Origin of the sequence: Micromonospora luteifusca (assembly GCF_016907275.1) — a bacterium.
Lineage (GTDB): Bacteria > Actinomycetota > Actinomycetes > Mycobacteriales > Micromonosporaceae > Micromonospora > Micromonospora luteifusca.
This window is the reverse complement of sequence record NZ_JAFBBP010000001.1, coordinates 6,621,131-6,646,553: the sequence shown is the minus strand read 5'-3', so window position 1 is coordinate 6,646,553 and position 25,423 is coordinate 6,621,131. Positions and strand designations below refer to the sequence as shown.

General features: G+C 72.2%; 24 protein-coding genes. 10 read left to right on the top strand and 14 right to left on the bottom strand.

All coding sequences use genetic code 11. The features are described 5' to 3' along the window. Complete coding sequence (gene glgX, locus JOD64_RS30040) at positions 1-2,118, bottom strand: glycogen debranching protein GlgX (RefSeq protein ID WP_204945351.1); 2,118 nt, start codon at positions 2,116-2,118, stop codon at positions 1-3. Positions 2,119-2,451: 333 nt separating this feature from the next. Between glgX and JOD64_RS30035 the strand changes: the two genes are divergently transcribed. After that, positions 2,452-3,897 carry a glycosyltransferase family 4 protein gene (locus tag JOD64_RS30035; RefSeq protein WP_204945350.1) on the top strand — a complete coding sequence of 482 codons (1,446 nt, stop codon included), beginning with the start codon at positions 2,452-2,454 and terminating at the stop codon, positions 3,895-3,897. Between the two features lie 146 nt (positions 3,898-4,043). Further along, the gene (locus JOD64_RS30030) at positions 4,044-4,688 is read left to right on the top strand and encodes a maleylpyruvate isomerase N-terminal domain-containing protein (protein ID WP_204945349.1); all 645 of its coding nucleotides are present in this window, start codon (positions 4,044-4,046) and stop codon (positions 4,686-4,688) included. 278 nt (positions 4,689-4,966) lie between these two features. Here the strand turns inward: JOD64_RS30030 and JOD64_RS30025 are convergent, their stop codons facing one another. From JOD64_RS30025 to JOD64_RS30010, 4 genes are all read right to left on the bottom strand, one after another. After that, a complete protein-coding gene (locus tag JOD64_RS30025; protein WP_204945348.1) occupies positions 4,967-6,250 on the bottom strand; it encodes a citrate synthase in 1,284 nt (427 codons plus the stop codon). A 208-nt stretch (positions 6,251-6,458) separates the two neighbouring features. Next, positions 6,459-8,513 (bottom strand): sulfatase-like hydrolase/transferase, encoded by a 2,055-nt coding sequence (locus JOD64_RS30020; protein ID WP_307813813.1) that lies wholly within the window; start codon positions 8,511-8,513, stop codon positions 6,459-6,461. Next, positions 8,506-9,936 carry a class I SAM-dependent methyltransferase gene (locus JOD64_RS30015; protein ID WP_204946324.1) on the bottom strand — a complete coding sequence of 477 codons (1,431 nt, stop codon included), beginning with the start codon at positions 9,934-9,936 and terminating at the stop codon, positions 8,506-8,508. Before JOD64_RS30015 ends, JOD64_RS30020 begins: the two co-directional genes overlap by 8 nt. 17 nt (positions 9,937-9,953) lie before the next feature. Then, a complete protein-coding gene (locus JOD64_RS30010) occupies positions 9,954-10,103 on the bottom strand; it encodes a hypothetical protein (RefSeq protein WP_179778832.1) in 150 nt (49 codons plus the stop codon). A 198-nt stretch (positions 10,104-10,301) separates the two neighbouring features. On the opposite strand from JOD64_RS30010, the gene JOD64_RS30005 reads away from it, so the two are divergent. Then, complete coding sequence (locus tag JOD64_RS30005; protein ID WP_239561908.1) at positions 10,302-11,150, top strand: arginase family protein; 849 nt, start codon at positions 10,302-10,304, stop codon at positions 11,148-11,150. Between the two features lie 37 nt (positions 11,151-11,187). On the opposite strand, the gene JOD64_RS30000 is transcribed toward JOD64_RS30005, so the two are convergent. The 3 genes from JOD64_RS30000 to JOD64_RS29990 all read right to left on the bottom strand — a co-directional run bounded on the left by JOD64_RS30000 (position 11,188) and on the right by JOD64_RS29990 (position 13,761). Further along, positions 11,188-12,693 (bottom strand): sensor histidine kinase, encoded by a 1,506-nt coding sequence (locus tag JOD64_RS30000; protein WP_204945346.1) that lies wholly within the window; start codon positions 12,691-12,693, stop codon positions 11,188-11,190. Beyond that, the gene (locus JOD64_RS29995) at positions 12,671-13,417 is read right to left on the bottom strand and encodes a response regulator transcription factor (protein ID WP_204945345.1); all 747 of its coding nucleotides are present in this window, start codon (positions 13,415-13,417) and stop codon (positions 12,671-12,673) included. Before JOD64_RS29995 ends, JOD64_RS30000 begins: the two co-directional genes overlap by 23 nt. A gap of 113 nt (positions 13,418-13,530) precedes the next feature. After that, complete coding sequence (locus JOD64_RS29990; RefSeq protein ID WP_204945344.1) at positions 13,531-13,761, bottom strand: DUF8847 domain-containing protein; 231 nt, start codon at positions 13,759-13,761, stop codon at positions 13,531-13,533. 189 nt (positions 13,762-13,950) lie between these two features. Between JOD64_RS29990 and JOD64_RS29985 the strand changes: the two genes are divergently transcribed. The 3 genes from JOD64_RS29985 (at position 13,951) to JOD64_RS29975 (ending at position 16,742) form a co-directional block, all read left to right on the top strand. Beyond that, positions 13,951-14,898 (top strand): serine/threonine-protein kinase, encoded by a 948-nt coding sequence (locus JOD64_RS29985; protein ID WP_204945343.1) that lies wholly within the window; start codon positions 13,951-13,953, stop codon positions 14,896-14,898. A gap of 70 nt (positions 14,899-14,968) precedes the next feature. Beyond that, a complete protein-coding gene (locus tag JOD64_RS29980) occupies positions 14,969-15,394 on the top strand; it encodes an OsmC family protein (RefSeq protein WP_030332593.1) in 426 nt (141 codons plus the stop codon). A 493-nt stretch (positions 15,395-15,887) separates the two neighbouring features. Further along, positions 15,888-16,742, top strand: coding sequence for a hypothetical protein (locus JOD64_RS29975; RefSeq protein WP_204945342.1), 855 nt, complete (start codon positions 15,888-15,890; stop codon positions 16,740-16,742). Between the two features lie 18 nt (positions 16,743-16,760). Here JOD64_RS29975 and JOD64_RS29970 read toward each other — a convergent pair whose 3' ends face one another. The 5 genes from JOD64_RS29970 to JOD64_RS29950 all read right to left on the bottom strand — a co-directional run bounded on the left by JOD64_RS29970 (position 16,761) and on the right by JOD64_RS29950 (position 21,177). Continuing rightward, positions 16,761-17,282, bottom strand: coding sequence for an ATP synthase subunit B family protein (locus JOD64_RS29970; protein ID WP_204945341.1), 522 nt, complete (start codon positions 17,280-17,282; stop codon positions 16,761-16,763). 113 nt (positions 17,283-17,395) lie between these two features. Beyond that, a complete protein-coding gene (locus JOD64_RS29965) occupies positions 17,396-17,842 on the bottom strand; it encodes a response regulator (RefSeq protein ID WP_204945340.1) in 447 nt (148 codons plus the stop codon). Positions 17,843-17,910: 68 nt separating this feature from the next. Beyond that, positions 17,911-18,258, bottom strand: a complete 348-nt coding sequence (locus tag JOD64_RS29960; protein ID WP_204945339.1) for an STAS domain-containing protein — start codon at positions 18,256-18,258, stop codon at positions 17,911-17,913. 118 nt (positions 18,259-18,376) lie between these two features. Next, positions 18,377-19,414 carry a cobalamin B12-binding domain-containing protein gene (locus JOD64_RS29955; protein ID WP_204945338.1) on the bottom strand — a complete coding sequence of 346 codons (1,038 nt, stop codon included), beginning with the start codon at positions 19,412-19,414 and terminating at the stop codon, positions 18,377-18,379. Next, positions 19,411-21,177, bottom strand: coding sequence for a PP2C family protein-serine/threonine phosphatase (locus JOD64_RS29950; protein ID WP_204945337.1), 1,767 nt, complete (start codon positions 21,175-21,177; stop codon positions 19,411-19,413). Before JOD64_RS29950 ends, JOD64_RS29955 begins: the two co-directional genes overlap by 4 nt. A gap of 220 nt (positions 21,178-21,397) precedes the next feature. On the opposite strand from JOD64_RS29950, the gene JOD64_RS29945 reads away from it, so the two are divergent. Continuing rightward, positions 21,398-21,730 (top strand): STAS domain-containing protein, encoded by a 333-nt coding sequence (locus JOD64_RS29945; protein ID WP_204945336.1) that lies wholly within the window; start codon positions 21,398-21,400, stop codon positions 21,728-21,730. A gap of 126 nt (positions 21,731-21,856) precedes the next feature. Here the strand turns inward: JOD64_RS29945 and JOD64_RS29940 are convergent, their stop codons facing one another. Continuing rightward, complete coding sequence (locus JOD64_RS29940) at positions 21,857-22,171, bottom strand: hypothetical protein (RefSeq protein ID WP_204945335.1); 315 nt, start codon at positions 22,169-22,171, stop codon at positions 21,857-21,859. 199 nt (positions 22,172-22,370) lie between these two features. Here JOD64_RS29940 and JOD64_RS29935 point away from each other — a divergent pair, with 199 nt between their 5' ends. The 3 genes from JOD64_RS29935 to JOD64_RS29925 all read left to right on the top strand — a co-directional run bounded on the left by JOD64_RS29935 (position 22,371) and on the right by JOD64_RS29925 (position 25,416). Then, positions 22,371-23,348: a DUF2267 domain-containing protein gene (locus JOD64_RS29935; RefSeq protein WP_204945334.1), complete on the top strand. Its 978-nt coding sequence runs from the start codon at positions 22,371-22,373 to the stop codon at positions 23,346-23,348. A 114-nt stretch (positions 23,349-23,462) separates the two neighbouring features. Further along, positions 23,463-24,257, top strand: a complete 795-nt coding sequence (locus JOD64_RS29930; RefSeq protein WP_204945333.1) for a spermidine synthase — start codon at positions 23,463-23,465, stop codon at positions 24,255-24,257. Between the two features lie 58 nt (positions 24,258-24,315). After that, positions 24,316-25,416: an AI-2E family transporter gene (locus JOD64_RS29925; RefSeq protein ID WP_204945332.1), complete on the top strand. Its 1,101-nt coding sequence runs from the start codon at positions 24,316-24,318 to the stop codon at positions 25,414-25,416. The last annotated feature ends 7 nt before the right edge of the window (positions 25,417-25,423 follow it).

Below are 25,423 nucleotides of genomic sequence, written 5' to 3'. Positions count from 1 at the left end.
TCAGTTCATCCTCTCCAGCACCACCAGGGAGCGGTCCGGCACCCGGATCGTGCCACCCGCGCTGATCACCGTGGCGTCGTCCGGCTCGGGTTCGGCCGTGCTGATCACCCGTTCCCACTTCTGGCCGTACTCGCTGCCGGGCATGGTGAAGTCCAGCGGTGCGTCGTGGGCGTTGAAGCAGAGCAGGAACGAGGTGTCGTGGTGGCGCTGGCCGTACTGGCCGCGTTCGCGGATGCCCTCGCCGTTGACGAAGAGCGCCACCGAGCGGCCGAAGTCGTTGCCCCAGTCCTCGCCGGTCATCTCCCGCCCGTCGGGGGTGTGCCAGGCCAGGTCGGGCAGCGGCTCGTCGATGCCGCGCCCGTTCACCGGCAGGCCGGTGAAGAACCGGCGGCGGCGGAACACCTGGTGCCGTTTGCGGAACGCGGTGAGCGTCTGGACGAACTCCAGCAGCTGCTGGTCGACGTTGTCCCAGTCGACCCAGGCCAGCTCGCTGTCCTGGCAGTAGACGTTGTTGTTGCCGTGCTGGGTGCGGCCCAACTCGTCGCCGTGGCCGATCATCGGCACCCCCTGCGACAGCATCAACGTGGCGAGGAAGTTGCGCCGCTGCTTGGCCCGCAGGGCGAGCACCGCCTCGTCGTCGGTGTCACCCTCGACACCGCAGTTCCAGGAGCGGTTGTGACTCTCGCCGTCCCGGTTGTCCTCGCCGTTGGCCTCGTTGTGCTTGTCGTTGTAGGACACCAGGTCGTTCAGCGTGAACCCGTCGTGCACGGTGACGAAGTTGATGCTGTGGAACGGGCGGCGGCCGTCGTCCTGGTAGAGGTCGGCCGAGCCGGAGATCCGCGACGCGAACTCGGCGAGGGTGGCCGGCTCGCCGCGCCAGAAGTCGCGCACCGTGTCGCGGTACTTGCCGTTCCACTCCGTCCACAGCGGCGGGAAGTTGCCCACCTGGTAGCCGCCCGGGCCGACGTCCCACGGCTCGGCGATCAGCTTGACCTGGCTGACCACCGGGTCCTGCTGCACCACCTCGAAGAAGGTGGACAGCCGGTCCACCTCGTAGAACTCGCGGGCCAGGGTGGCGGCCAGGTCGAAGCGGAAACCGTCGACGTGCATCTCGGTCACCCAGTAGCGCAGCGAATCCATGATCAGTTGCAGCGAGTGCGGGCTGCGCACGTTGAGGCTGTTGCCGGTGCCCGTGTAGTCGACGAAGTAGCGGCGGTCCTCCTCGCTGAGCCGGTAGTAGCTGGGCGCGTCCACGCCCTTGAAGCTCAGCGCCGGCCCGAGGTGGTTGCCCTCGGCGGTGTGGTTGTAGACCACGTCGAGAATGACCTCGATGCCGGCCGCGTGCAGCGCCTTGACCATGCCCCGGAACTCCTGCACCTGCTGACCGGTGCGACCCAGCGCGGAGTAGCCGTGGTGCGGGGCGAAGAAACCGATGGTGTTGTAACCCCAGTAGTTGCGCAGCCCCAGATCCACCAGACGGTTGTCGTGGATGAACTGGTGCACCGGCATCAACTCGATCGCGGTCACCCCGAGCTGGGTCAGATATTCGATCATCGGCGGGGAGGCGATGCCCGCGTACGTGCCGCGCAACTCCTCCGGGATGTCCGGGTGGCGCATGGTCAGCCCGCGTACGTGCGCCTCGTAGATCACCGAGTGGTGGTAAGGGGTGCGCGGCGGTTTGTCGTTGCCCCAGTCGAAGTACGGATTGACGACCACCGACTTCGGCATGAACGGCGCCGAGTCGGCCTCCGACATCCGCTCCGGCTCCGCCAGGTCGTAGTCGTAGACCGCCGGGTCCCACGTGACGTCACCGTCGATGGCCTTCGCATACGGGTCGATCAGCAGCTTGTGAGGGTTGCAGCGCAGCCCGTTCGCCTGGTCGTACGGGCCGTACACCCGGTAGCCGTAACGCTGCCCCGGCTCGATGCCCGGCAGGTACGCGTGCCACACGTAGGCGTCCACCTCGCGCAACTCGACGCGGCGCTCCGCGCCGGTGTCCCACTCGTCGAACAGGCAGAGCTCGATCCGGTCGGCCACCTCGGAGAAGATGGCGAAGTTGGTGCCCATCCCGTCGTAGGTGGCGCCCAGGGGGTACCGCTCGCCCGGCCAGACCTGCATGTCGCTCCTTCAGACCATGGTCGTGTGCACACCGCGCCACGAGCGCACCGGCAGAGACCGCCCGCGCGCACGCGGGGTATTGCCCCCGCCCCGGGCACGCCAATCCATCCTTTCAGGCCACGGCCGAAAACCACCTGTCTGATGGGCGCTACACCCTTCAGGTGTCCTCCGTCACGATGGCCCTATTCGAGGTGCGTTCTTGGGCTCGATGCACTTTCCTTGACCGGGGGCAAGCGTCCGCGCGTGCCCACCAGGCCCTCGGCCACCCCTTACACCTCTCGCTCCGCCGCCACTGACGCCGGCGCGTACCACCATGCATGGACGGAGATTGATGTGACGACCCTGCGGGTCGATGAGCAGCTCGCTGCCACCAAGGACCGGGCCCACCGGCCCACCCTGACCTCCCGGCCCCCCGCGCAGCCCGGCCCCGGTCTTGGCGTGCAGCCCGGCACGCCCTCGCCGACGCAGTCGGGCCCCGGGGTGCCCCCGCAGACCCGCCGCATCCTCATGCTGTCCTGGGAGTACCCGCCGGTGCTCGTCGGCGGCCTCGGCCGACACGTGCACGCCCTCTCCGTCGCCCTCGCCGCCGCCGGCCACGAAGTCACCGTCGTCACCCGCCACTCCGAGGGCGCACCCCTGGAGGAGTACGCCGACGGCGTCCGCATCCTGCGCGCCCCCGAGGACCCGGTCACCTTCCCCCTCGCCACCGACTCACTGCTGGCCTGGACCATGGCCTTCAACCACACCCTCACCCGCACCGCCCTACGCGCCACCCAGGCCGGCACCTACGACGTCATCCACGCCCACGACTGGCTCGTCGCCCACACCGCGATGACGTTGCGCGACCACCTGGACATCCCGCTGGTCAGCACGATCCACGCCACCGAGGCCGGGCGGCACCAGGGTTGGCTGCCCGAGGAGATGAACCGCACCATCCACGGCGTCGAGCAGTGGCTCAGCAACGAATCCGGCCGGGTGATCGTCTGCTCCGGGTACATGCGCGACGAGGTGAACGCACTGTTCGGCGTACCGGCCGGACGGGTCGACGTGGTCGCCAACGGCGTGGAGCCGCACCGCTGGCGCGTGCCGGCGAGCGCCGTGGCCGCCGCCCGCGCCCGGTTCGCCGGGGACGGCCCGCTGGTCACCTTCGCCGGCCGACTCGTGTACGAGAAGGGCGTCCAGCACCTGATCGCCGCGCTGCCCCGGCTGCGTGAGCGGCACCCTGGCCTGCGTGCCGTGATCGCCGGCGACGGCCCGTACCGCGCCGAACTGGAGGCCGAGGTGCACCGCCGCGGCCTGGGCGGCATGGTCACCATGCCGGGCTTCCTCGGCGGCAACGACCTGCCGGCGCTGATGGCCGCATCCGACTGCTTCGCCGTGCCGAGCATCTACGAACCGTTCGGCATGGTGGCCCTGGAGGGCGCCGCCGCCGGCGCACCCCTCGCCGTCGCCGCCACCGGCGGCCTCGCCGAGATCGTCGAGCCGGGCGTGACCGGGATGACCTTCCGCCCGCACGACCCCGACGGCCTCACCGACGCCGTCGACGCGCTGCTGTCGGATCCCGACCGTGCCCGCGTCATGGCCCGCCGTGCCCGCCGGATGGTCAACGACCAGTACGGCTGGGCGGCGATCGCCCAACGCACCGCCGCCAGCTACGCCGCCGCCATCGCCACCGACGCCACGTTCACCGCCCAGCGCACCGAGCAGCGCATGGCCCAGGGCCGCGCCCTCCCGGTGCTCCCCGAGGGCAACCTGCTCGCCGCCGCCGGGCTGCGCTGATCCGGCCCGTTTGCGGTTGATCGACTCGGTTTCCTCGAAGTCGTGGTGTCCCGGTGCCGGGGACCCCACGACTTCCTGGAAGCCGAGTCGATCACGCCGGGCCTCGCTCCTCGGCGCGGACCGGTCGCGCCTGCCAGGATGTGCGGATGTCTCGTTCTGTCGACGCCCTGGATTCCGCCTTTCCGATCGCCGCCGCGATCGCGCTGGACCTGATCCGACGCCCCGAGGTGTCCGAGCAGTGGCCGAGCCCGAGCGCGCTGCCACACCTCTCGGTGGGTGCCCTGGCGTGCCACCTGGGACGTCAGGCGGTACGCGCGGCGGAGCTACTGCCGATGCCTACCGACCTGCCGGTGTTGGAGTCGGCCGACAACCATTACGAGCGGGCCGCCTGGGTCACCGAGGGGCCTCCGGACAAGGACTCGGTGGCCTCCGGCCCCGACGAGGCCGACGCGGCACACGGACCGGCGGACCTGCACGCCCGCTCGGCCGACGCGCTCACCAAGGTCACCGACCTGCTGTCGCGGGGCGCCGCCCTAGACGTCGTGCCGATCCCGTGGCAGGGCTGGTCCCTGCGCCGCGCCGACTTCCTGCTCACGCGCCAACTGGAGGTCGTCGTGCACTCCGACGACCTCGCGGTGAGCATCGGCGTACCCACGCCGGAGTTCCCGGTGGACGTCTTCGACCCCGTACGCGACCTGCTGATCCGACTGGCCGTCCGCCGGCACGGCCAGTCGGCGCTGATCAGCGCGTTGAGCCGCAGCGAACGAGCCCGGGACATCTCCGCCTTCTGAGGCCTCGACATCGAACGCGGCCCGCACCGAGACATCCCAACGTCGAACGCGGCCCGGATGGCGTGACGTCGAGCGCGCCACAACGCCTGGCCTGTTCGCGCCCCTGTAGACCTGCCCCAGAAATGGGGCGGCAGGCCCCCGTCGCCCCGCCGCTGCCGCCCCATACGTGGGGCAGCTCTACACGGTCGAGAACAGGGACCGGGGTGCGGACGGTAGAGGACGCGGCAGGCCGCCGACCCGGAACGGGTCGGCGGCCTGCGGGTGTTGCGAAGAGCGGGTCAGCGGTCGGCGAAGGGGACGTAGTCCCGCTCGGGAGCACCGACGTAGACCTGCCGCGGACGGCCGATCTTGGTCTCCGGGTCGCTGATCATCTCGCGCCACTGGGCGATCCAGCCGGGGAGCCGGCCGAGCGCGAACAGCACCGTGAACATCTTGGTCGGGAAGCCCATGGCCTTGTAGATCAGGCCGGTGTAGAAGTCCACGTTCGGGTAGAGCCGACGGGAGACGAAGAAGTCGTCGGCGAGGGCGATCTCCTCCAACTCCATGGCGATGTCCAGCAGCGGGTCCGGCTTGGCCATCCGGCCGAGCACGTCCTGGGCGGCCTTCTTGACGATCGCCGCCCGCGGGTCGTAGTTCTTGTAGACCCGGTGGCCGAAGCCCATCAGCTTGACGCCGTCCTGCTTGTCCTTGACCTTGCGGACGAAGGAACGGACGTCGCCGTCGCCGGCGTGGATCTGCTGGAGCATCTCCAGCACCGCCTGGTTGGCGCCGCCGTGCAGCGGGCCGAACAGCGCGTTCACACCGGCGGAGACCGAGGCGAACAGGTTGGCGTTGCTGGAGCCGACCAGGCGGACGGTCGACGTGGAGCAGTTCTGCTCGTGGTCGGCGTGCAGGACGAAGAGCATGTCCAGCACCTTCGACATCACCGGGTCGACCTCGTACGGTTCCGCCGGCACGCCGAAGGTCATCCGCAGGAGGTTGTCCACGTACCCCAGCGAGTTGTCCGGGTACAGCAGCGGCTGCCCGATGGACTTCTTGTACGCGTACGAGGCGATGGTGGGCACCTTCGCCATCAGCCGGACCGTCGAGATCTCCACGTGCTCGGAGTCGAACGGGTCCAGGCTGTCCTGGTAGAAGGTGGACAGGGCGCTCACCGCTGACGAGAGCACCGCCATCGGGTGGGCGTCCCGGGGGAAGCCGTCGAAGAAGCGGCGCATCTCCTCGTGCAGCAGCGAGTGCCGCCGAATCCACTCGGTGAACTCGGTCAGCTGCTGCTCGGTGGGCAGCTCACCGTAGATGAGCAGGTAGGAGACCTCCAGGAAGGAGGACTTCTCGGCCAGCTGCTCGATCGGGTATCCCCGGTAACGCAGGATCCCCGCATCGCCGTCGATGTAGGTGATCGCGGATGAGGCAGCCGCGGTGTTGACGAAACCGGGGTCGTACGTTGTCATCCCGGTTTCTTTCAGCAGCTTGCTCACCCCGATACCGGCGGGGCCCTCGACCGCAGGATGCACCGGCATCGACAGCTGCCCACCGGGGTGATCGAGCTTGACTTCCGTCATGTAATTCCTCGCTTCGCCGGCAGATCTACGTTGAATTGCCTTCGCTTCTACCGTAATTGCGGCTCAGGGGACAACGTCCGCCGTGGTTCGACGGTGAGGTATGCGTCACCCGATTCCCGACCGGGCCACCGGGAAACCCCACGTCCCGCGGAACGGGACGAAGACTGGACCGGGGCCAAGACCAGGGCAGGACGAACCGGGAATCATGTCAGGACAGCGCGAGTCGTCGCAGCGTACCGTCCGTGCCGACCTGGAAGACGTCGAGCTTGTTGGTGCCGGCGTGGAAGAGTTTGTCGTCGGCGAGCAGCGCGGCGAACCGGCGTCCGCCAGGGTCAGCCGGCACCACCGGGACGACGGCCCCGATCCGGCCGTTGACGGCCACCGCCAGGAGTGTGCCGTCCGGGATCCGGTCGGGGACGTCCCCCCAGATGAGCGCCGGGAGGGTGCCGGTGTCCGGGTCCATGGCCTTGAACGCGGCCAGGTCGGCGACCCGGGCGCTGCCATCGGCCGGGCCGGCGCGCACCTCGGTGCCGATCAGGGGGTGTGGCGTCGGCGGGGGCGGTGGGGTGGGCACCCCGCCGGGGAAGGTGACCGGTTCGCCGGGGCGGTCGTAGAAGTGTTTCGTGGCGTCGGTGCGCGGGGCCTGCCGGGCGGAGCGGCCGTCGACCTGCCAGGGCAGCCGGATGTTGGCTTCGTCGGCCACGGTCGGCAGCAGGTCGACGTGTTCCCAGTTGCGGTCGTCCACCCGGCCGGTCTGCTGCCGGGGTTCCTTGACGAACGTCGGCACCCAGGCGACCTCGCCGGCGGCGGCTTTGATCGCGTCCATGCCCCGGCCCTGGGCCCCGGGGTGGAAGCTGACCCCGTGGTCGGCGGTCACCACGACGAGGGCCTGGTCGTAGAGGCCGCTGGCGCGCAGTGTCCGCAGGGTTTCGCCGACCAGCCGGTCGGTGTAGCCGAGTTGGGCGAGGTGCCGTTGGCGGGCCAGGTCGATCCAGCCGGCACCGTCGTTGGGCAGGTCCTCCGGTGCGTCGTAGCGCGCCCCGGACGGCAGGTACGCCCATGGTGAGTGCGGCATCAGCAGGTGCAGGAAGTGCAGGGTGGGTCGGGTCGTCGGCTTCAGCCCGGCCAGGAAGGTGGTGAACCGGGCGGGCTGGTTGTCGTCCAGGCTGTCCCAGCGGAACGTCGGGTCGGCCGGCACCGGTTCGGCGGCGTCCAGGCCGGCCTCGGCCCGGGTCTGCTCCCGGTAGGAGTCCTCCGGGTCGACCTGGGTGGCTGTCGGCCCGGTGATCTGGCGGAGCAGTGTTCCGGTCTTGCGGACCAGCACGTCGAGCCCCTGTTCCGGGGTGACGGGCTGCTCGCAGCGGCTGGGTGGGCACAGCCGGGTGATGCTCTCCTCGGCGCGGATGTCGTAGAGGCCGCCGAAGGCGGTGAAGATGTTGTCCGGGTACTGCGAGTAGTGCGGGGCGACCGGCCGTGCCGGGTAGCGGCCGGTGAGCATCGCGGGCAGCGCGTTGGGTGTCCACCCGCTGACGCCGGTGGCGTTGCGGTACCAGGTCGACCCGCCGGCCAGTTCGGCGAAGTGTGGGTACTTTGCCGCGTCGATCCGCCCGTCGGTGCCCAGCAGGCTGACCAGTGGCAGTTCGTCGAGGATCAGCATGACCACCGGCGGGTGCACGCCCGTGCCCTGTGCGGTGCCGGCCGCCCCGCCGTCGGTGCGCGGGAGCACCACCGCCGAGGTGGGTGAGGCGAGCAGGAAGAGCGCCACGAAGGCCACCGGTCCGGCGGCGGCCAGTCGCAGCACCCGGCTGGGGGCCCGCCACCGTCGGTGTGCGGCCGCGCCGGCCGCGCCGGCCAGACCGGCGACACACAGCAGCGGTACGCCCCGAAGTGGTGTCACGTGTCGGCCCACCTGCACGGCGAGGGCGGCGAGCAGCAGGCCGACCAGCCCGGTGTGGGTGAGGGCGCGGGCGGTCCTGCCCGCGAGTCGGCTGAGCGCGCCGAGCAGTGCCACCCCGGTCGTGGGCACCACTGCCACCAGGGCGACCAGTAGCAGGATCTGGGCGGTGTCGGCGCGGTGGAAGAGGAAGAAGTCGGGGCTGCGGCCGAGCACGTCCAGCAGTGGCTGGGTGACCACCAGGCCGACGAGCGCGACCATTTCCAGCAGGCGGGCCACCTCGCCCCGCCAACCCCGGTCCCACCGCTCGCGGGCGGGGTTCGGCGGCTCGTCGGGGGCTGGCGGGCCGGCGGCGGCTGGTTCAGCCACCTATCACCGTCCGGTAGAGCGTGCGGGTGCCCGAGGGCAGCTCCAGCCGGTCGGTGATCCGCCCGCGGGCGGCGAGCAACGCCTCGAAGGTGTCGCGCCGGTAGTCCGGGAAGAGGCCTGCGGGTTTGTTGGCCAGCAGCCGAGTTGCCATCGAATCTTCCGGCGCGACGAACTCCACCACCACCGCGCCGCCGGGCACGGTCAGCCCGGCCAGCCAGTCGATGACCTCCGGCAACGGCACGTTGCGCCCGATCGCCAGGTGGTGCACCACGGCCAGGGCGAGCACCACGTCGGCGGACGCCCGCTCGGCGAAGCCGGCCCGCTCGACGCCCCGCCAGCCTCCACCGGGTGACGGGTCGGCCAGGTCCAGCACCAGCGGCAGGATGCGGCGCTGCCCCTCCGAGCGCAGCTTGCGGTACAGCTGGTCGACCACGGCCGGGTCCTGCTCGACGGCGACGACGTAGTCGGCGTGTCCGACCGCCAACCGGGAGTACCGTCCGTCGTTGGCACCGAGGTCGAGCACGAGGCGGGGGCGGCTGCCGGCGGCCACCGCGGCGGCCACGAACTGCTCCTTCGCCACCCGGTCCCGGGCGGAGTAGCCGCAGGTGCGCTGGTAGTCCGACCAGTGGCTCTCCGGCGCGCGATGGTCCAGCCGGCGGACCAGTTTCTCCATGCCGCGGACGGTGGCGAACAGCAACTCCCGGGAGAAGCCGGCGGCCCGCAGTTGGTCGCGTACCTCGGTGGTGCTGGCGGTGGCGTTGCGGTGCTGCATGGCGCCGTGCAGGTGCAGGTGGGTCAGCACGCCGGGGCGCAGCCGGCGGGCCCCGCCGAAGAGCGGCCGAAGCTCGTCGGCCTCGATGCCGTCGACCCGGGCGCGCAGCCACGGCTGGAAGTCGACGCCGAGGTGGGCGGTCAGCATCAGCGGATAGAGCACCGTCTGGCAGAACTGCCGGTAACCGGCCCACGGCTCGCCGTCGCGGACCGGCTCGAAGGAGCCGATGTCGATGAAGACCGGCTCCGCGCCGCGCCACTGCAGGTTGTACGCCGAGCCGTCCTTGGTGGTGAAGCCGTCGGTGAGCGCGGCGCGCAGGATCTCCAGGTGCAGCAGGGCGGCGTCGCGCAGCATGCTGAACGACCACTCGTACGGGTGGGAGACGAACGGGATGCGCTCGTGGCGCAGCACGGCGGCCCACGGGGTCCCGGTCGCGGCGGGCACCAGTGTCGACGGGGCGTCCTCGGTCGCGCAGACCTTGCGCGCGGCGACGAACGCTGGGAAGAACGTGCTGTCGGCAAGTGCCCGCCAGTGCTCGGCGGCCTGCGTGTTCAGCCCGCGCAGCACCTCGTCGCCGACGTGGAAGACGCGGTTGGCCGGGTCGCGGAAGGAGGCCGGTTCGGGCCGTACCTCCGTGGGTGAGATCGCCATCGCCGGGACCCGCCCGCTCACCGCTGGTCGGTGGGTTGCCGGCGGAACCGGTCGACCAGACGTCGCCAGTAGAGCTTGGCGGCCACCGCGGCGCCGGCCACCCCGCCGACGACCGCCTGCACGATCAGGCTGCCGGACCCCGCGTCCAGGTAGGCCAGATGTCTCACCGATCGCTCCTTGCCCTCGCCCGTCCTGACCCCGGTCCCGGGCGTACACCGATGAGGCTTTTGACCCAGAAAGCCGGACTTGTTCCTCACCGTACGCTGATCGTCATCCGCGTCGCGGGCACATTGCCGGACTCTCAGCCTCGCCACAGAATGCGACCGGGACACCGCCCCGGTCGGTACGCTACGGACGTGCGCTGGATGGTGGTTGACGCGCCGTTGGACTCCTCCGGAGCCGGGCGCGGCGAGGAGCGGGCGCCGGCTGCGCTGCGCCGGGCCGGCCTGCTGGACGCCCTCTCCGCCGAGGACGACGGGCAGGTGGACGAGGCGCGGTTGCGCAACTCGACCCGGGATCCGGCGAGCGGGGTGATCGGCGCCGCCGATCTGCCCGGGGCGAGTGGGGCCATCAGCGCACGGGTCGCCGCGCTGATCTCCGACGGCCACCGGCCGCTGGTGCTCGGCGGGGACTGCGCGATCCTGCCCGGCATCTGCCGGGCGCTGCCCCCGACGACGGAGCTGTGGTTCGTCGACGCCCACCCGGATTTCCTCGACGGCGCGACCTCGCCGACCGGTGAGGCCGCCGACATGGACCTGTCGGTGGTCACCGGGCACGGCCCCGCCGCCGCCGTCGGGCCGGACGACGCGCTGATCGACCCGAACCGCGTACACCTGCTCGGGCACCGCCCACCCACCGACGAGAGCAGCCGGGTCGAAGCGGCCCGGATCGACCCGGCGATCCACCAGATGCCCGCCGTCGAGCTGCTGCGCCGGGGCGCCGGAGCCGTCGGGGCCACCCTGGCCGCCGGCGGGGACGGGCCGGCCTGGCTGCACCTCGACCTGGACGTGGTGGACCCACGCGACCTGCCGGCGGTGACCTACCCCGAGCCGGACGGGCTGCGCTGGGCGGACCTGATCGCGCTGGTCACCCCCCTGGCCCGCGCCGATCGGCTGCTCGGGATGAGCGTGACCGACCTGAACACCGACGAGGACCCCGACGGGCGCCAGACCCGACGCGTCGTCGAGGTCCTCGCCCAGATGCTGGGCCGCTGAGCGTCGGCGGCTCGGCCGGCGCGACGCCGTGCGCCGACTAGACGTCAGCTGTGGGATTGGGCAACCGGACGGTGAACACCGTCCGGCCGGGGTGACTGTCCACCTCGACGGTGCCGTGGTGGGCCTCCACCACCGCCGCGACGATCGCCAGGCCGAGGCCGGTGCTGCCGTGTGCCCGGGACCGGGAGCTGTCGCCGCGCGCGAACCGTTCGAACATCTCCGGCTGCAACTGGGCCGGCACCCCGGGCCCGTCGTCGGCGACGGTGAGCACGGCGTTGTCGCCGACGACGGCCAGCGTGGTGGTGACCGTGCTGCCGGGCGGGGTGTGCACACGGGCATTGGCCAGAAGGTTCGCCACCACCTGGTGCAGCCGGGCGGCGTCGCCGGGCACCCGGATCGCCACCTCGGGCAGACCGAGCTGCCAGCGGTGTTCGGGGCCGGCGACGTGCGCGTCGCTGACCGCGTCCACCACCAGGGCGGTCAGGTCGACCGGTCCCACCGCGAGCGGCCGACCGGTGTCCAACCGGGCCAGCAGCAGCAGATCGTCGACGAGGCTGGTCATCCGGGTGCTCTCCGACTCCACCCGGCGCAGCGCGTGGGCCACGTCGGCGGGTACCTCGTCGCGGCCGCGCCGGGCCACCTCCGCGTAGCCGCGGATCGCCGCGAGGGGCGTGCGCAACTCGTGGCTGGCGTCGGCGACGAACTGGCGTACCCGGGTCTCGCTGGCCTGCCGGGCGGACAGCGCGTCGGCGACGTGGCCCAGCATCCGGTTCAGTGCCGCGCCGACCTGACCGACCTCGGTTCGCGGGTCGGTGTCGGCGGCCGGAACCCGCACGGCGAGCGCCACCTCGCCACGGTCCAGGGGCAGCTCGGTGACGCGGGTGGCGGTGGCGGCCACCCGGTTGAGCGGGCGCAGCGTGGCCCGCACGATCAGCGCGCCGGCAGCGCACGCGATGAGCAGCCCGACGGCGGCCACCCCGGCCTGCGCGGCGAGTTGCCGCTGGACGGTCTCCTGCACACCGGCCAGAGGGATCGCGACGACGCGTACCCGGCCGTCCCAGTACTGCCGGGCCACGGCCCGGTAGTCACCGCGGGCGCCGAGGTCGACGGTGCGTGGTTCGGCGCCGACCGGCAGGCCCGCCAGGGTGGCGACCTCCCCGACCGGGACGGCGTGCTCGTCGGGGAACGGGTCGTCGCTGGACGGGCTGCTGGTCAGGGTCCGCGCGCTCGTCACCTGACCGTTGGTGATCACTGCGACCACCGTGCCGGCCGGCGACCCGGGTGGGATGGCGGGTCCGTTGCCGGGAAAGGCGGGCCGCCCCGGACGTTCGCCCCGCATGACCGTCGCGGGAGCCAGTTGGGCGTCGAGCCGGTCGATCAGGAAGTGCCGCAGCGCCACGGTGGTGATGCCACCGATGGCGACGCTGACCAACGCCAGCAACGCGACCAGGGCACACACCAATCGGGTACGCAGGGAGCGGCCGGCCAGCCACCGGCGGGCGGCACGCATCGGGCGGCGGCTACTCGGCGGGCTTGAGGACATAGCCCGCACCGCGCAGCGTGTGAATCATCGGTGCCCGGCCGGCGTCGATCTTCTTGCGTAGGTACGAGATGTACAGCTCCACCACGTTGGCCTGACCGCCGAAGTCGTAGTTCCACACCCGATCGAGGATCTGTGCCTTGCTCAACACCCGGCGGGGGTTGCGCATCAGAAAGCGCAGCAGCTCGAACTCCGTCGCGGTGAGAGTGATCAGTTGGCCGTCGCGGCGTACCTCGTGGCTGTCCTCGTCGAGGCTGAGGTCACCGACGGTGAGGACCGCGTCCTCCCGGGCGACGACCGCGAAGCCGGAGCGCCGCAACAGCGCGCGCAGTCGGGCGATCACCTCCTCCAGGCTGAACGGCTTGGTGACGTAGTCGTCGCCACCGACGGTGAGCCCGGCGATGCGCTCCTCGACCGCGTCGCGGGCGGTCAGGAAGAGCACCGGCACGGTGGGGGCGTGCTCGCGCAGCCGGCGCAGCACCTGGAAGCCGTCCAGGTCGGGCAGCATCACGTCGAGCACCACGGCGTCCGGCTGGAACTGCCGTGCGGTGCTCAACGCCGCCATGCCGTTGCCGGCGCTGCGCACCTGCCAGCCCTCGTAGCGCAGCGCCATCGACAGCAGGTCGGTGAGTGTCGGCTCGTCGTCGACCACCAGCACCCGGACGGGTTCGCCGTCGGGGCGCAGCAGCTCGATCCGGCTCGGCGCGGCCTGCCCGTTCGTGATCATGCCCGCCATCGTGGCCGCGACACCTGTGCCGCGCCCCTGACGGAGCTGTGTACCAGCTGTGCGACCGGGCCGACGTGACGCGGACGTCACCACCGGTCAGGCCCGCCTCGTCGTCACTCGGACACCCCGTACGCGTCGGTCCGCACGAACCGCATGCTCCAGCCGCCCGCGTCGTCGGGCCGGTCGCGTTCGTAGAGGTGGTCGGGGCCGGGCTGGACCGACCCGGTGCCGTCCGGGTGCCGCATGATCCAACGCTGCGGCGGGGTGCCGTCGGAGCTGGCCGGCAGCCGCCGGACCAGGCCGTCCGCGGGCCCGCCGACGAAGCGTACGGTGACCTCACCCATCGCGGCGCCCCCTGCGGTGACGGTGCCGGCACAATCGGTGACACCGGCTCTGGCTCGCAAGCTACCGCACCCGTCGTCGTGCCGCAGCGAGGTGCGCCGGGCCGGCCGGCTGTCGGTTTGCCCAGCTCGGCGCTCGGGTACCGCGACCGGAGCACCCGCTGTCGGCGGGGCGAGGGCGAGGAGCGGGCGATGCGCACACTGGACGGGCGGTACCAGCTCGAGCAGCGCATCGGCGTGGGCGGGATGTCCGAGGTGTGGCGGGCACACGACCAGGTGTTGGACCGGACGGTCGCGGTGAAGCTCATCCTCCCCGGCCCGGACGATCAGGACGGCCCGGCGGACCGGATCCGCGCGGAGGCCCGCTCGGCAGCGCGGCTGGTGCACCCGAACGTGGCGAGCGTGCACGACTTCGGCACCTCCTCGACCTGGTCGGGCCGCCCGGTGCCCTACATCGTGATGGAGCTGGCCGAGGGTGAGACGCTCGCCGCGCACCTGCGGGCCGGGCCGCTGGACTGGCGCATCTCCGTACGGGTCTGCGCGGAGGTCGCCGCGGCGCTGGCCGCCGCGCACGCGGAGGGCATCGTGCACCGCGACGTCAAACCCGCAAACGTCATGCTCACCCCGTCGGGGGTGAAGGTGCTCGACTTCGGTATCGCCACCCCCGCCGGCGCGGCGGATTCGACACCGATCGGGATGGTGTTGGGGACCCCGGCATACCTGGCGCCCGAGCAGCTGCAGAGGGCGCCGGCCACCCCCGCCGCCGACATGTACGCCCTCGGCGTGCTGCTCTACTACTGCCTCACCGCCCGCCTGCCGTACCGCGCGGCCACCACCAGCGAACTGCTCGGCGTACGCCGCCGTCAGCCACCCGAGCCGCTGCCCGAGATCGACGGGCTGCCGCCGGAGGTGGCCGAGTTGTGCCACTCCTGCCTCGCCGACGATCCCGCGCAGCGCCCGACCAGCATGATCGCGGCGCTGCTGCTGGCCGAAGCCGTGGACGCGCGGGTGTACGTGCCGATGACGATCCCGACGACCCGCCGGTCGGCCCCGATGTCGCCGTGGACCGAACAGGCCGCCGCGGAGGCGACCGAGGCGGTGGCGGTGCTCGACGAGCCGAACCGGGCCTCCGAGCGCTGACAGCCCAGTCCACGGCGTTTCGTCGGGCGGTCGCCGGGTAGCCGACCTGGTGAGCGACGGGAGAAACGCGATGCCGGATCAGAGTTCCTGGCTGCGTGAGGCCACAGCGACCGCCGAGGGCGGTCACGTACGCACCGACGATGGCGGGCTCTCCACCGCGCTGGCTTCACCGCTGGCGCCGCACTGCACCGGGTTGACCCCGGAACAGTTGCTGGCCGCGGCCTTCGCCTCCTGCCTGCACCACGCGGCGGTGGAGGTGGCCGGGGAGATCACCGACGAGGCGCACACCGTCCAGGTACGGGCGGAGGCGAAGCTGGGGCGCGACAACGACGGCCGGTACCGGGCCGACGTGCACGCGGAGATCTCCTCGGCCGGCCTGAGCAGAGATCAGCTGGCCGACCTGGTCGAGTACGCCGACCGGCTCTGGCCCTTCTCCAGCGGCGACGCCAGCCGACACCGTCTGACCGTCACGCCGGCCGAGAACGGCCGACACTGAGGTCCGGCCCGCCCAGGCCCCGCCGCCAGCCCGCCCGGCGCTGGCCGCCCGCCCGGCACCGCCCGCCCGCCCGGCGCTGGCCGCCCTCTTGGCGCCGCCCGCCCGCCTGGCGCTAGATCAACTCCGTATCGCCGATGTTGCGGTATCCGCGCGCAGGGATGCCGCGATGTCGGCGACATGGAGTTGATCTGCCTCGACCTCACGCACCTGCCCGGGCGAGTGGAGCGGGTGGGTGACGTGCAGTCGGCCGTTCGGTGGAGGTGACACCCAGCCGAATGACCGAACCCGGAAAAGCGACGGCGGGTCAGTTCAGGGCACGACCGGACGACCGCATTCACCCGGCGAATCGGGAATAACGGTCGGGCCCGTTCCGCGAGGTTGGTCAGGCTAGCGCCACTTTTGCCCCTCGAAGTCGGCATGATCGGGGCAAATTGTGGCGCATGCCACCGCACAGGCCGATGGCATCGACCGGTCAGCTCTTTAACCTCGGCGGGTGCACCCCGACGACCCCGCCGACCAGAAGCTGACCAACGCCCGCCCGAGCACCCTGTCGAGCGATGCCGCATCAACCGAACGGACGATAGGCCGTCACCGCGCCCTGGAAGCGCCGCGACGCCCCCTGCTGGGCTCGACCCCGCTCCGGGTGGCCTTGGCCACCGGTGTGACCTGCTGCCTAAGCCTCGTCGCGGTCGCCACCGCCCGAGGCAGCGACGACACCCCCACCCCCCGCACGGTGGAGCCGCTCGCCGAGGCGGTGGCCGACCGTGCCGCCATCGCGCAGGAGCGCGCCTCCCGGTCGCTGGACCGCGAGGCCGTCCCCGCACGGATCCTCCCCAGCCCGACGGTCACGCCCACGCCCGCCCACACCGCCACACGCAAGGCACCCAAGAAGCCGGTCAAGCCACGCCGACCCCGACCGGTTGCCGGTCTCGACCAGGCGCAGATGGACAACGCGAAGACCATCGTGGATGTCGGCCTGGAGATGAAGATGCCGCGCCGCGCCCTGGTGGTGGCACTGTCCACCGCCATGCAGGAGAGCAACCTCTACAACCTGGCAAGCGCGGTCCTGCCCGAGTCGGCCGAGTACCCGAACCAGGGCAGCGGCTCGGACCACGACTCGGTCGGGCTGTTCCAGCAGCGACCCAGCAGCGGCTGGGGGACGGTGGCCCAGTTGATGCGCCCGTCGTACGCCGCGCGGGCCTTCTACAGCGCGCTCAACGAGATCCCGGGCTGGCAGGACATGAGCGTCACCGCAGCCGCCCAGGCCGTGCAGATCTCCGCCTACCCCGACGCGTACGCCCAGCACGAGGATCGGGCGACCACCGTCGTAGCCGCCCTCACCACCTGAGCGAGGCGCCCCCTGGCGTCAGCGACGGCCGGGCGGGGGCTCCGCGCCCGCGTCCAGCCCGCCGACTCCCACCCGGCTGTCCGGTACGCCGGCAGCCGCGGTCGGGGTGTCGGCGGGCACCTGATCCACCGTCAACTGGTTGAGGATCTCGTCCACCCGCGCCTCGCGCCGCCGACGGGCGTACAGCGCCACCTCGAAGTCGCGCCGGGCCTGCACGGCTTCCGCGTACGCCCGCTCCCGCACCTGCCGTGCCTCCTCGCGGGCCTCATCCAGCGCGACACGGGCCTGGGCCAGGATCTCGGCGGCCTCGCGCCGCACCGCGTCCCCGCCGTACCGGCCGACGACGGCGTCGCCGAGGTCCAGCCGCCGCAGGAGCCCGCTGAGCCAGGCCGCCTCCTGGCGGATCTCGTCCCACTCCCGGGCCGCTCCCGCAGCGCCCTCGGCCCGCGCCGCGAGCCGGGACAACCGGATCCCCAACTCGTCCAGGCAGGAATCCACCTGCCGCTGGTCGTAACCGGTCTCAACGACGGAGAACCTCATACTGTCGCCCCCCCAGGCAGCTGCTGTTACTTCCCCACCTGGATCCTCGGCCGCGTCCACCGCCACCGAGGAGGTTCGGGAAAAATGTTCAGCATGCGCGCGTAGGGTGCGCGTCAGACCCGCTTGGGCAGCACGACCACCCGGCCGAAGAACTCGTCGATGCGGCGGACCACGTCGTTGAAGTCGTCCAGGTCGATCGGCTTGGTGACGTATGCGTTGGCTTGCAGCGTGTAGCTGCCGACGATGTCGGTGTCGGCGTTGGACGTGGTCAGCACGACGATCGGGATGGTCCGCAGATCCTCGTCCTGCTTCACCGCGCCGAGCACCTGCCGACCGTCCATCCGCGGCATGTTCAGGTCGAGCAGGATCACGTCCGGCCGGCGGGCCTGGTCGTGCCGGCCCTCGGCGCGGAGGAACTCCATCGCCTCTTCACCGTCACTGACCACGTCAATGATCTTGTCGACGTCGGAGTCCGCCAACGCCTCCTCGATCATGAGCACGTCGCCCGGGTCGTCGTCGACCACCAGGATGCGTACTGGCTGTGGGCTGTCTGCGCCCATCACTACCTGCCTCGGGTCGGCGGGGACGGGACCGGACGGTCACCGCGTTGGCGGGGAAATCTAGCCCATCAGGAAGCACTGCGGGACGCGGGGTCGACCGACTCAGGTTCGTAGTGCAGGACCTCGGCCAGACCGGTCACCCGCAACACCCGCTCGACGCGGCCGTTGGCGCCGGTGAGCCGAAGCCACCCTCCGGCGGCCGCCGTCTGATTATCCCCCCGGACGAACACAGCCATCCCGGTGGAGTCGCAGAACGTGAGGTCGGTGAGGTCGAGCAGCACCCGGGTCTCGCCGGCGGCGGTGAGCCCGTCGATCGCGGCGCTCAGCTCGGGGGCGGTGCTCAGGTCCAGCTCGCCCTTGAGCCGCAGGCAGGCGCCGCCGTCGTCGCGTTCGACGTAGCTGACGCTGAACGTCACCGTTCTCCCCCTCGCTCCACCCACGGGTGGGACGTTTGCAGTGCGACAAGTATACGCAGGCGCACCCCGAGCCACCGCAGGGCGCGGTGATCGACAGCGGGGCCGCCGGGTGGGCGTTTCAGGGGCCGGCGGTGGGCAGCGCGGCGCGCCCCAGGGCCAGCACACGCCCCGCCCGGGGGAAGTCACGCAGCGCGACGGTGAAGTGCTCCATGGGCCGGGCGACGGCCGTGGCGGGTACGCCGCGACTCCGCAGGATCACCGACAGCCACTCGACGAACTCGGTGAACAACGAGGGGTCGTCGACGTAGACGGCCGCGGCCAGGAAGTCCACGATGTGACCCAGGTCGCTCACGGTCGCGTCGAGCTGTGTGGCGGTGTAGGCCCGCGCGGCCGGCACCTGGTCGAGCACGTCCGCCAACGCGCTGTCGATCAGCTCGCCACGACGCCGTACCAGGCTCGCGTACTCGTCGTCGGCCAGGTGGGCGAGCTGCGCCGGCGGCACCCCGCGCAGCGTGCGCTCGTCGGCGATCAGCTCAGCCGCCGAGGGCGCGTCGGGCGCCCAGGCGACGCCGAGCCGACGCGCCCACCGGCCATCCACCCCGAACCCGCGCCCACCGACCACCACCGGCACGTCCGAGCGGCGGCAAGCCTCGATCATCCGGTGGGCGTGCGGCAGCCGCATCGGCAGCGCGCACGCCAACGCGACCGCGTGCGCGTCGTAGCGGTGCAGGTACGACACGAGGTGCGCCGCGGGCACACTGGCGCCCAGGAAGGTCACCTGCCAGCCGCGCAACCGCAGCACCTCGGCGACCAGCCGGGGCGGCAGCGCGTGCCACTCGCCGTCCATGCAGGCGACCACGACCCGTCCGCCGGTCGGGCGCGGGTTGGCGTGCGCGGCCACCGCCGCCACCACCTGCTCGCTGATGTGGGTGGCCGCGTGCTCCTGAGCGACGCTCCACTCGTTGCGCGCCCACCGCTCGCCCACCTCGGCCTGGGCGGGCGCGACCAGATCGAGCAGCACCCGCTCCGCCGGTACGCCCGCGTCGAGCAGGCCGATCGCCATGTCGATGGCGGCGTACTCGTCGGCGTCGGCGAGGCAGTCCAGATAGCCGACGTAGGCGTCGGTCGGGTCGGCGGCGGCCGTAGCGGTGCTCACGCGTCGATCTCCTCCTGCTGGTCGGGGCCGGCCGGTGTGGGCACCGAGTGCAGGTGCCGCGACCCGCGCCCGCTCGGGCCGGCCGCCCGCAGCGCCAGCACCGCGATGTCGTCGTGGTCGCCGTGCGCCAACCAGTCGCAGGTGACCTGCTCGACCCGCTCGGCCAAGGCCGGCGCCGGCATCCGTTGACAGCCGGTCAGCGCGGTGACCAGCCGTTCCGTGCCGAACTGCTCATCGCCGCGACGGCCACCTCGGGCCTCGGTCACCCCGTCGCTGTAGAGCAGGCAGGTTTCACCCGGTGCCAGCCGCACGGTCACCTCGCCGACGCGGGGGTCGGGCACCACCCCGATCAGCATGCCCCGCAGCGGCACCGACTCCACCTCGCCGGAGGCGCGCAGCACCAGCGGCGGCAGGTGCCCGCCGCCGGCCAGGGTGAGGGTGAGGCCCCCGTCGCGCTGTGGGCGGGCCACACCGAGCACGATCGTGGCGAAGCGGCCCTGCCCGTGCGCCCGGGTGGTCTCCAGCAACGCGTCGTTGAGCAGCCGCAGCAACCGCCCGGGGTGCGACTCCAACCGGTGCAACGCCTGCAGACACTGACGTAACTGGCCGGTGAGGACGGCGGCCTCGACGCCCTTGCCGGACACGTCGCCGAGGAAGAACACCGAGCCCCCGTCGGCGAGTCGGTGCGAGCCGTAGAAGTCGCCCCCGATGCGCAGTCCCGCCTGCGCCGGCCGGTACGCGGTGCCCCACTGCACGCCCGCGGCTTCGGCCGGCTCGACCGGCAGCAGGCTGGACTGGAGGGTGTCGGCGACCTCCGCCTGGTCGCGGTAGAGCAGAGCGGTGGTCAACGCCGCTCCGGCGCGGGCCGCGAACGCGCGGATCAGCTCCACGTCGGCGTCGTCGTACCAACCGGTGGCGCGGCGGGCGACCAGCAGCACACCGACCGGCGCGTCACGACCGGGCAGTGGGACGACCCGGGCGGCGCTGCCGGTGCCGGCGAGGCCGGGCAGCAGACCGGCGTCGACCGCCTGCTCGACCAACCAGTCCACCGCGTGCGGTTCGATCCCGGTCAGCCCGTCGGCGATGGCGGCTGGCAGCTCGCCGGCGGGCAGCGCGCCGCTGTCCACCATCGGCGTTTCGTCGTCGGCGCGCGCGGTCCGCCACCAACGGGCCCGACCTGCGCGCGGGGCGAGGACCAGCACGGCCACCTCGGCCAGGGTCGGCACGGCGAGGCGGACGACGGCGGCGGCGGCCCGGTCGGGGTGCAGCGGGTTGCCCAGCTTGTCACCGACCACGGCCAGAAAGGCCGAGCGTGCCTGTTCGGCGAGCAGCGCGTCGGCACGGCCGACGCTGTCGGTGACGTCCTCGACGTACCAGCAGCAGCGGGCACCGGAGAGGGGCACCTGGCGGGCGGTGAGCCGTCGCCCGCGATAGCTGAAGCCGCCGGCGTTGCCCTCGCTCAGACCGGGCACCCCGGCCGCGCTCAGCAGCTCGCCGGGCGTCACACCGGGCAGTAACCGCTCGGCCACCGGGCTGACGTGCCGGACGACACCGGTGGCGTCACAGACCACCAGGCCCTCACGGAAGTGCTCGACGACCTCGAACAGGTCGGGTACGGCGGAACCCCGGTCGGAGGGCAGCGGCGGCATGGCCGCGGTGGGGTGGGGCGGGAGGTCGGCGGACCACGCCGGAGACCGTGTCGTGCTCGGCGTCGAGAGCCGTCCGTCGCCCGGGTCCCAGTCCCTGACGTCGGAAGCAGTCACCAGCTGAGCCTCACTCCTTGTCATCCACCCGAACCCGTGCCGGAACCGGCGTCCATGGTCAAAACTCTCCAGCCCACCCTACGCGCGTAGCTGGAAAGCGGCATCTCAGCGCCGCTGGCGGGCACCGCCGCCACCGCCGGGGCGGCACCGGGCGGCCACTCCCGGTACGCGCCGTCGCCCCCCGAGTTGCGGCGGATCGCCCGACTGGGAACATGGTGGGATGTCCGACCAGTTGTTGACCATCGAGGCAACCCGGCTCGATGCCGGACACGTCCGACTACGGCTGGTTGGCGAGCTCGACTACGACAGCGCGCCCGAACTGATCGCCGCGGCGGCCGACCTGCGCGGCGACCAGCAGGTGCTGATCGACCTGACCGGCGTGACCCTCTGCGACTCCTCCGGGCTCAGCGCGCTGCTGGTGGTGCACCGCGCCGCCGGGACGATCCGGCTGACCGGGGTCGGCCGACACCTGCAGCGGCTGCTGGATCGCACGGGTCTGACCGAGTTGCTGGCCGTGGAGCACGCCGCCGACGACCTGCGCGCCATCGGCTGAGAGGCCACCCCCGGCAGACGGGGACGGCCCCCGACCCTGCGAACAGACGGGGATGGCCCCCGACCCTGCGAACAGACGGGGATGGCCCCCGACCCTGGGACCTGGGGTCGGGGGCCGGAGGAATGTCTAGGGGGCCGTCATCGGCTGGAGCCGAGGCCCGTCCTCACGCAGCTCGCCGGTCGGGGTCGGGTCGACGTCCTCGGGCTCACCCGAATCGGGCGTCTGGTACAGGTAGCGGACGAACTGCCCACCCGCCTCGTTGTCGTCCGCGCCAGGCCACTGGCCGATGCAGTCCATGCCGATGACCTCACGGCCAGTTCCGTCGGCCTCCTCCAGCAGCGCCCACAGACTCACCGGGTAACACCTGGTGATCTCGGGTGCGAGCTGCCAGCGGGCGTACCAGCCGGCTCGGGCGGGAACGATCTCGACGATCTGCTTCATGACGACCTTCCTTCCGCGTACCTCGGAAGAACCTCGGTCCTGCCCCGATCGTGCGTGCTGAGCGGGTGAGCACCCCTCACCCCCGCCGGATGAAGCGCCGCGGACACCGGGCCGACCCGGCCGGCGGCGTCTGTTTCGGCTCCCCGGAGGGCGGGAAGGCGAGTGGCGCAGTCACGATCCCCAGCGGAAGGGTGCCACCATGCGCAAGCAGATGGAGGGCGACAACCAGAGGCGTCGGACTCTGGCCCGGCAGGCCCGCGAACAGAGTCGCCAGCCCAGCGAGATCGGTGCCAGCCTGAGCGCTTCCAAGCAACTCAAGAGCCTTGAGGGGGGCAAGCGGGCCGGACCACCGGCCGCCGGGGTTCACAAACCGGACAGTACGCGTGGCGGGCCGGCACCACCACAGATCGGCAGTGCCGACAATCCACGGCCTCAGCCGTCCCCGCCGAGCGGCGCGGCCGGCGTGAACAGCATGGGCTACCACGACCTGGTCGACGAGGTCCGTCGGCGGGCCGGGGTCGACTTCAAGACGGCCAAGGTGGGCACCGAGGCGACCGTGCTGGTCCTCGCCTTCGCCCTGGAGACGGCCGAGCGGCAACGACTGCTCGCGGCGGTGCCGTCGTCACTGCACGACGTGCTGCCCGTCGACGGCGTCGAGCGGCACCATGACCTGGCCGGCTTCCTGGCTGAGGTGGGCCGGATCAGCGGCAACACCCCGGAGCAGGCCCGGTACCAGGCCGAGGCGACGTTCGCCGCACTCGCCGAGCAGGACGGCGACCTGGTCGAGTCGTTGCACGTACCCGACGGGTTGCGTGACCTGCTGAACCCGCCGGAGGCCGGTGGCGGTCTCGTGGGCGCCTCCACCACCACACCTACCCTGGACCCGGACGAGATCAGTGCGGTGCTCGACGACCTGCCGTACTGGACCGGCGACAGCCAGGGCCTCTACCGGGTGATCGCGTTGCCTCCGGACAACCTGGACCGGGTGCTCGACCGGCTGGACCGGATGCGTCAGGACACCGGCCGTGGCCCGAGCATCGGACGTCCGGGTGACACCGCCGCCGTGTTGACCGTGCGGACCACCCAGGCCAACGGGGTGACCGCGCTCGACGTGGACCTCGCCCGTCAGATCGACGACGCGATCGACGAGGTGGGAGCCGGGATGGCTGGCGGCTGACGGCCACCGCGACATCGGCGGGCCGGCGGGCCGGGGGCGACCCCGCTCCGCCGGCCCGTCCGCCGTGCCGGGCCACGGTCCGGGTGGGGCGTGGGCTCGGCTAGCGTGCCGGATATGAACCGCGCCGCCGACCGGTTGGAGTTGGTCGCCGACCCGGTCCGCCGGACCGGGCGGACACTGCTGTCCGCCGGGGTCGAGCAGTCGTACGTGGATGTCGAGGACCCCCGGCACCTGCATTTCGAGTACGTCCGGCGGATCGCCTCGGCGGTGGATCTGGTCGCCCCGGCGGGCGCCCCGCTGAGCGTTCTGCATCTCGGTGGCGGAGCGTTGACGTTGCCTCGCTGGCTGGCTGCCACCCGGCCCGGCTCCCCGCAACGGGTCGTCGAGCGGGACCCGGCGGTGGTCGAGCTGGTCGCCCGGGAGTTGCCGGCGCTGCCGCCGGAGGTGCGGGTGGAGGTCGCCGACGCCCGGGACGCGCTCACCGCCACCCCGGCCGGTCGATACGACCTGGTGATCGCCGACATCTACCGGGCGGCCCGGATGCCTCGACACGTACGCACCGTCGAGTTCGCCGCCGAGGTGGCCCGCACCCTGCGCCCGGACGGGTCGTACCTGGTCAACGTGACGGACCTGCCGCCCCTGGTGGGCACCCGGGTGCAGGTGGCCACGTTGCGGGCGGTCTTCGCCGACGTGTGCGTGCTCGGCGACCGGCGGATGCTGCGCGGCCGGCGGTACGGCAACCTGGTGCTGGCCGCGACGTCGCGGCCCGCTGGGCTGCCGGTGGGGCGGTTGGCGGTGGCCGCCCTGCGCGACCCGGTGCCCGGCGGTCTGCTGCACGCCGCCGCGCTCGACACGTTCGTCGCCGGCGCCCACCCCGTCACCGACGCGGACGAACCCGGACGCCACTGATCGCCGTTCCGTCCGCAATGCCGGGTTTTCGACGACGGGTGCGGGGAAGGCGCTGCGGATGAGCAACGCCGACGATCGGGCGACCGCCCGCCGGACCCTGATCGTGATCGGTCTGGTGCTGGCCACCGCGTTCGCGCTCGCCTTCGTCTACGCCACCCGCCGGGTACTGGTCTGGGCCGTGGTCGCCGCGTTCTTCGCCGTCGCGCTCAAGCCCCTCGTCGACCGGGTGCAACGCCGTTTCGTGCGGCGCCGGTCGTTGGCGACCCTGCTGGTGTTCCTCGCCGCGTTCGTGCTGCTGGCGATCCTGGCCGCGCTCATCCTGGTGCCGTTGTTCGGGGAGCTGGGCCGGTTCGCCGACCGGGCGCCCGCTCTGTTGCACGACGCCCGCGCCGGCCGAGGCCCCCTGGGCCAGTTGCTGGAGCGCACCGGCGCGCGGCGTTACGTCAGCGAGCACTCCGACCAGCTGCGCGTACTCGGCTCCCGACTACGCCAACCCGCCGTCGGCGTGCTGCGCGGCGTCGTCGAGACGGTGGCCGGGCTGGTGACGGTCATCGTGCTGGCGTACCTGATGGTGTTGGAAGCGCCGCGGATCACCCGCGGCGTGCTCGACGCGGCCGGGGACGGCCGGGGTGAGCGGCTGGACCGGGTAGGCCGGGAGGTGTCCCGCACCGTCACCGGCTACCTCACCGGCAACCTGCTGATCAGCGTGATCTGCGGGGTGTTGACCTTCGTGGTGCTGGCCCTCACCGGGGTGCCGTTCGCCGCCGTGATCGCCCTGCTGGTGGCGGTGGCCGACCTGATACCGCTGGTCGGTGCGACCCTCGGCGCGATCATCGCGGCCGGGGCCGGCTTCCTGCACTCCCCCACCGCCGGGGTGGTGGTGCTGGTCTTCTTCGTCGTCTACCAGCAGGTGGAAAACCACCTGCTCCAGCCGTTCATCCTGTCCCGCGCGGTCCGGCTCAACCCGCTGACCGTCCTGATCAGCGTGCTGCTCGCGGCGGAGTTGGCCGGGCTGCTCGGCGCGCTGCTGGCCATCCCCGCCGCCGGCATCGTCCAGACCATGCTGCGCGAGTACGGCCCGCGCCGGCTCCGGCCCACCCCGCCGACCGGTCCGACCGCGCGGTCACGCCGACCAGCCGGTCCCGCCCACCCGGGCTGACCGGCCG

Excerpts from the sequence above, each read along its gene's own strand:
- glgX (WP_204945351.1), bottom strand. The coding sequence starts at position 2,118 with ATGCAGGTCTGGCCGGGCGAGCGGTACCCCCTGGGCGCCACCTACGAC.
- JOD64_RS30030 (WP_204945349.1), top strand. The coding sequence starts at position 4,044 with ATGTCTCGTTCTGTCGACGCCCTGGATTCCGCCTTTCCGATCGCCGCC.
- JOD64_RS30025 (WP_204945348.1), bottom strand. The coding sequence starts at position 6,250 with ATGACGGAAGTCAAGCTCGATCACCCCGGTGGGCAGCTGTCGATGCCG.
- JOD64_RS30015 (WP_204946324.1), bottom strand. The coding sequence starts at position 9,936 with ATGGCGATCTCACCCACGGAGGTACGGCCCGAACCGGCCTCCTTCCGC.
- JOD64_RS30005 (WP_239561908.1), top strand. The coding sequence starts at position 10,302 with ATGGTGGTTGACGCGCCGTTGGACTCCTCCGGAGCCGGGCGCGGCGAG.
- JOD64_RS30000 (WP_204945346.1), bottom strand. The coding sequence starts at position 12,693 with ATGTCCTCAAGCCCGCCGAGTAGCCGCCGCCCGATGCGTGCCGCCCGC.
- JOD64_RS29995 (WP_204945345.1), bottom strand. The coding sequence starts at position 13,417 with ATGATCACGAACGGGCAGGCCGCGCCGAGCCGGATCGAGCTGCTGCGC.
- JOD64_RS29990 (WP_204945344.1), bottom strand. The coding sequence starts at position 13,761 with ATGGGTGAGGTCACCGTACGCTTCGTCGGCGGGCCCGCGGACGGCCTG.
- JOD64_RS29985 (WP_204945343.1), top strand. The coding sequence starts at position 13,951 with ATGCGCACACTGGACGGGCGGTACCAGCTCGAGCAGCGCATCGGCGTG.
- JOD64_RS29980 (WP_030332593.1), top strand. The coding sequence starts at position 14,969 with ATGCCGGATCAGAGTTCCTGGCTGCGTGAGGCCACAGCGACCGCCGAG.
- JOD64_RS29970 (WP_204945341.1), bottom strand. The coding sequence starts at position 17,282 with ATGAGGTTCTCCGTCGTTGAGACCGGTTACGACCAGCGGCAGGTGGAT.
- JOD64_RS29965 (WP_204945340.1), bottom strand. The coding sequence starts at position 17,842 with ATGGGCGCAGACAGCCCACAGCCAGTACGCATCCTGGTGGTCGACGAC.
- JOD64_RS29945 (WP_204945336.1), top strand. The coding sequence starts at position 21,398 with ATGTCCGACCAGTTGTTGACCATCGAGGCAACCCGGCTCGATGCCGGA.
- JOD64_RS29940 (WP_204945335.1), bottom strand. The coding sequence starts at position 22,171 with ATGAAGCAGATCGTCGAGATCGTTCCCGCCCGAGCCGGCTGGTACGCC.
- JOD64_RS29935 (WP_204945334.1), top strand. The coding sequence starts at position 22,371 with ATGCGCAAGCAGATGGAGGGCGACAACCAGAGGCGTCGGACTCTGGCC.
- JOD64_RS29930 (WP_204945333.1), top strand. The coding sequence starts at position 23,463 with ATGAACCGCGCCGCCGACCGGTTGGAGTTGGTCGCCGACCCGGTCCGC.
- JOD64_RS29925 (WP_204945332.1), top strand. The coding sequence starts at position 24,316 with ATGAGCAACGCCGACGATCGGGCGACCGCCCGCCGGACCCTGATCGTG.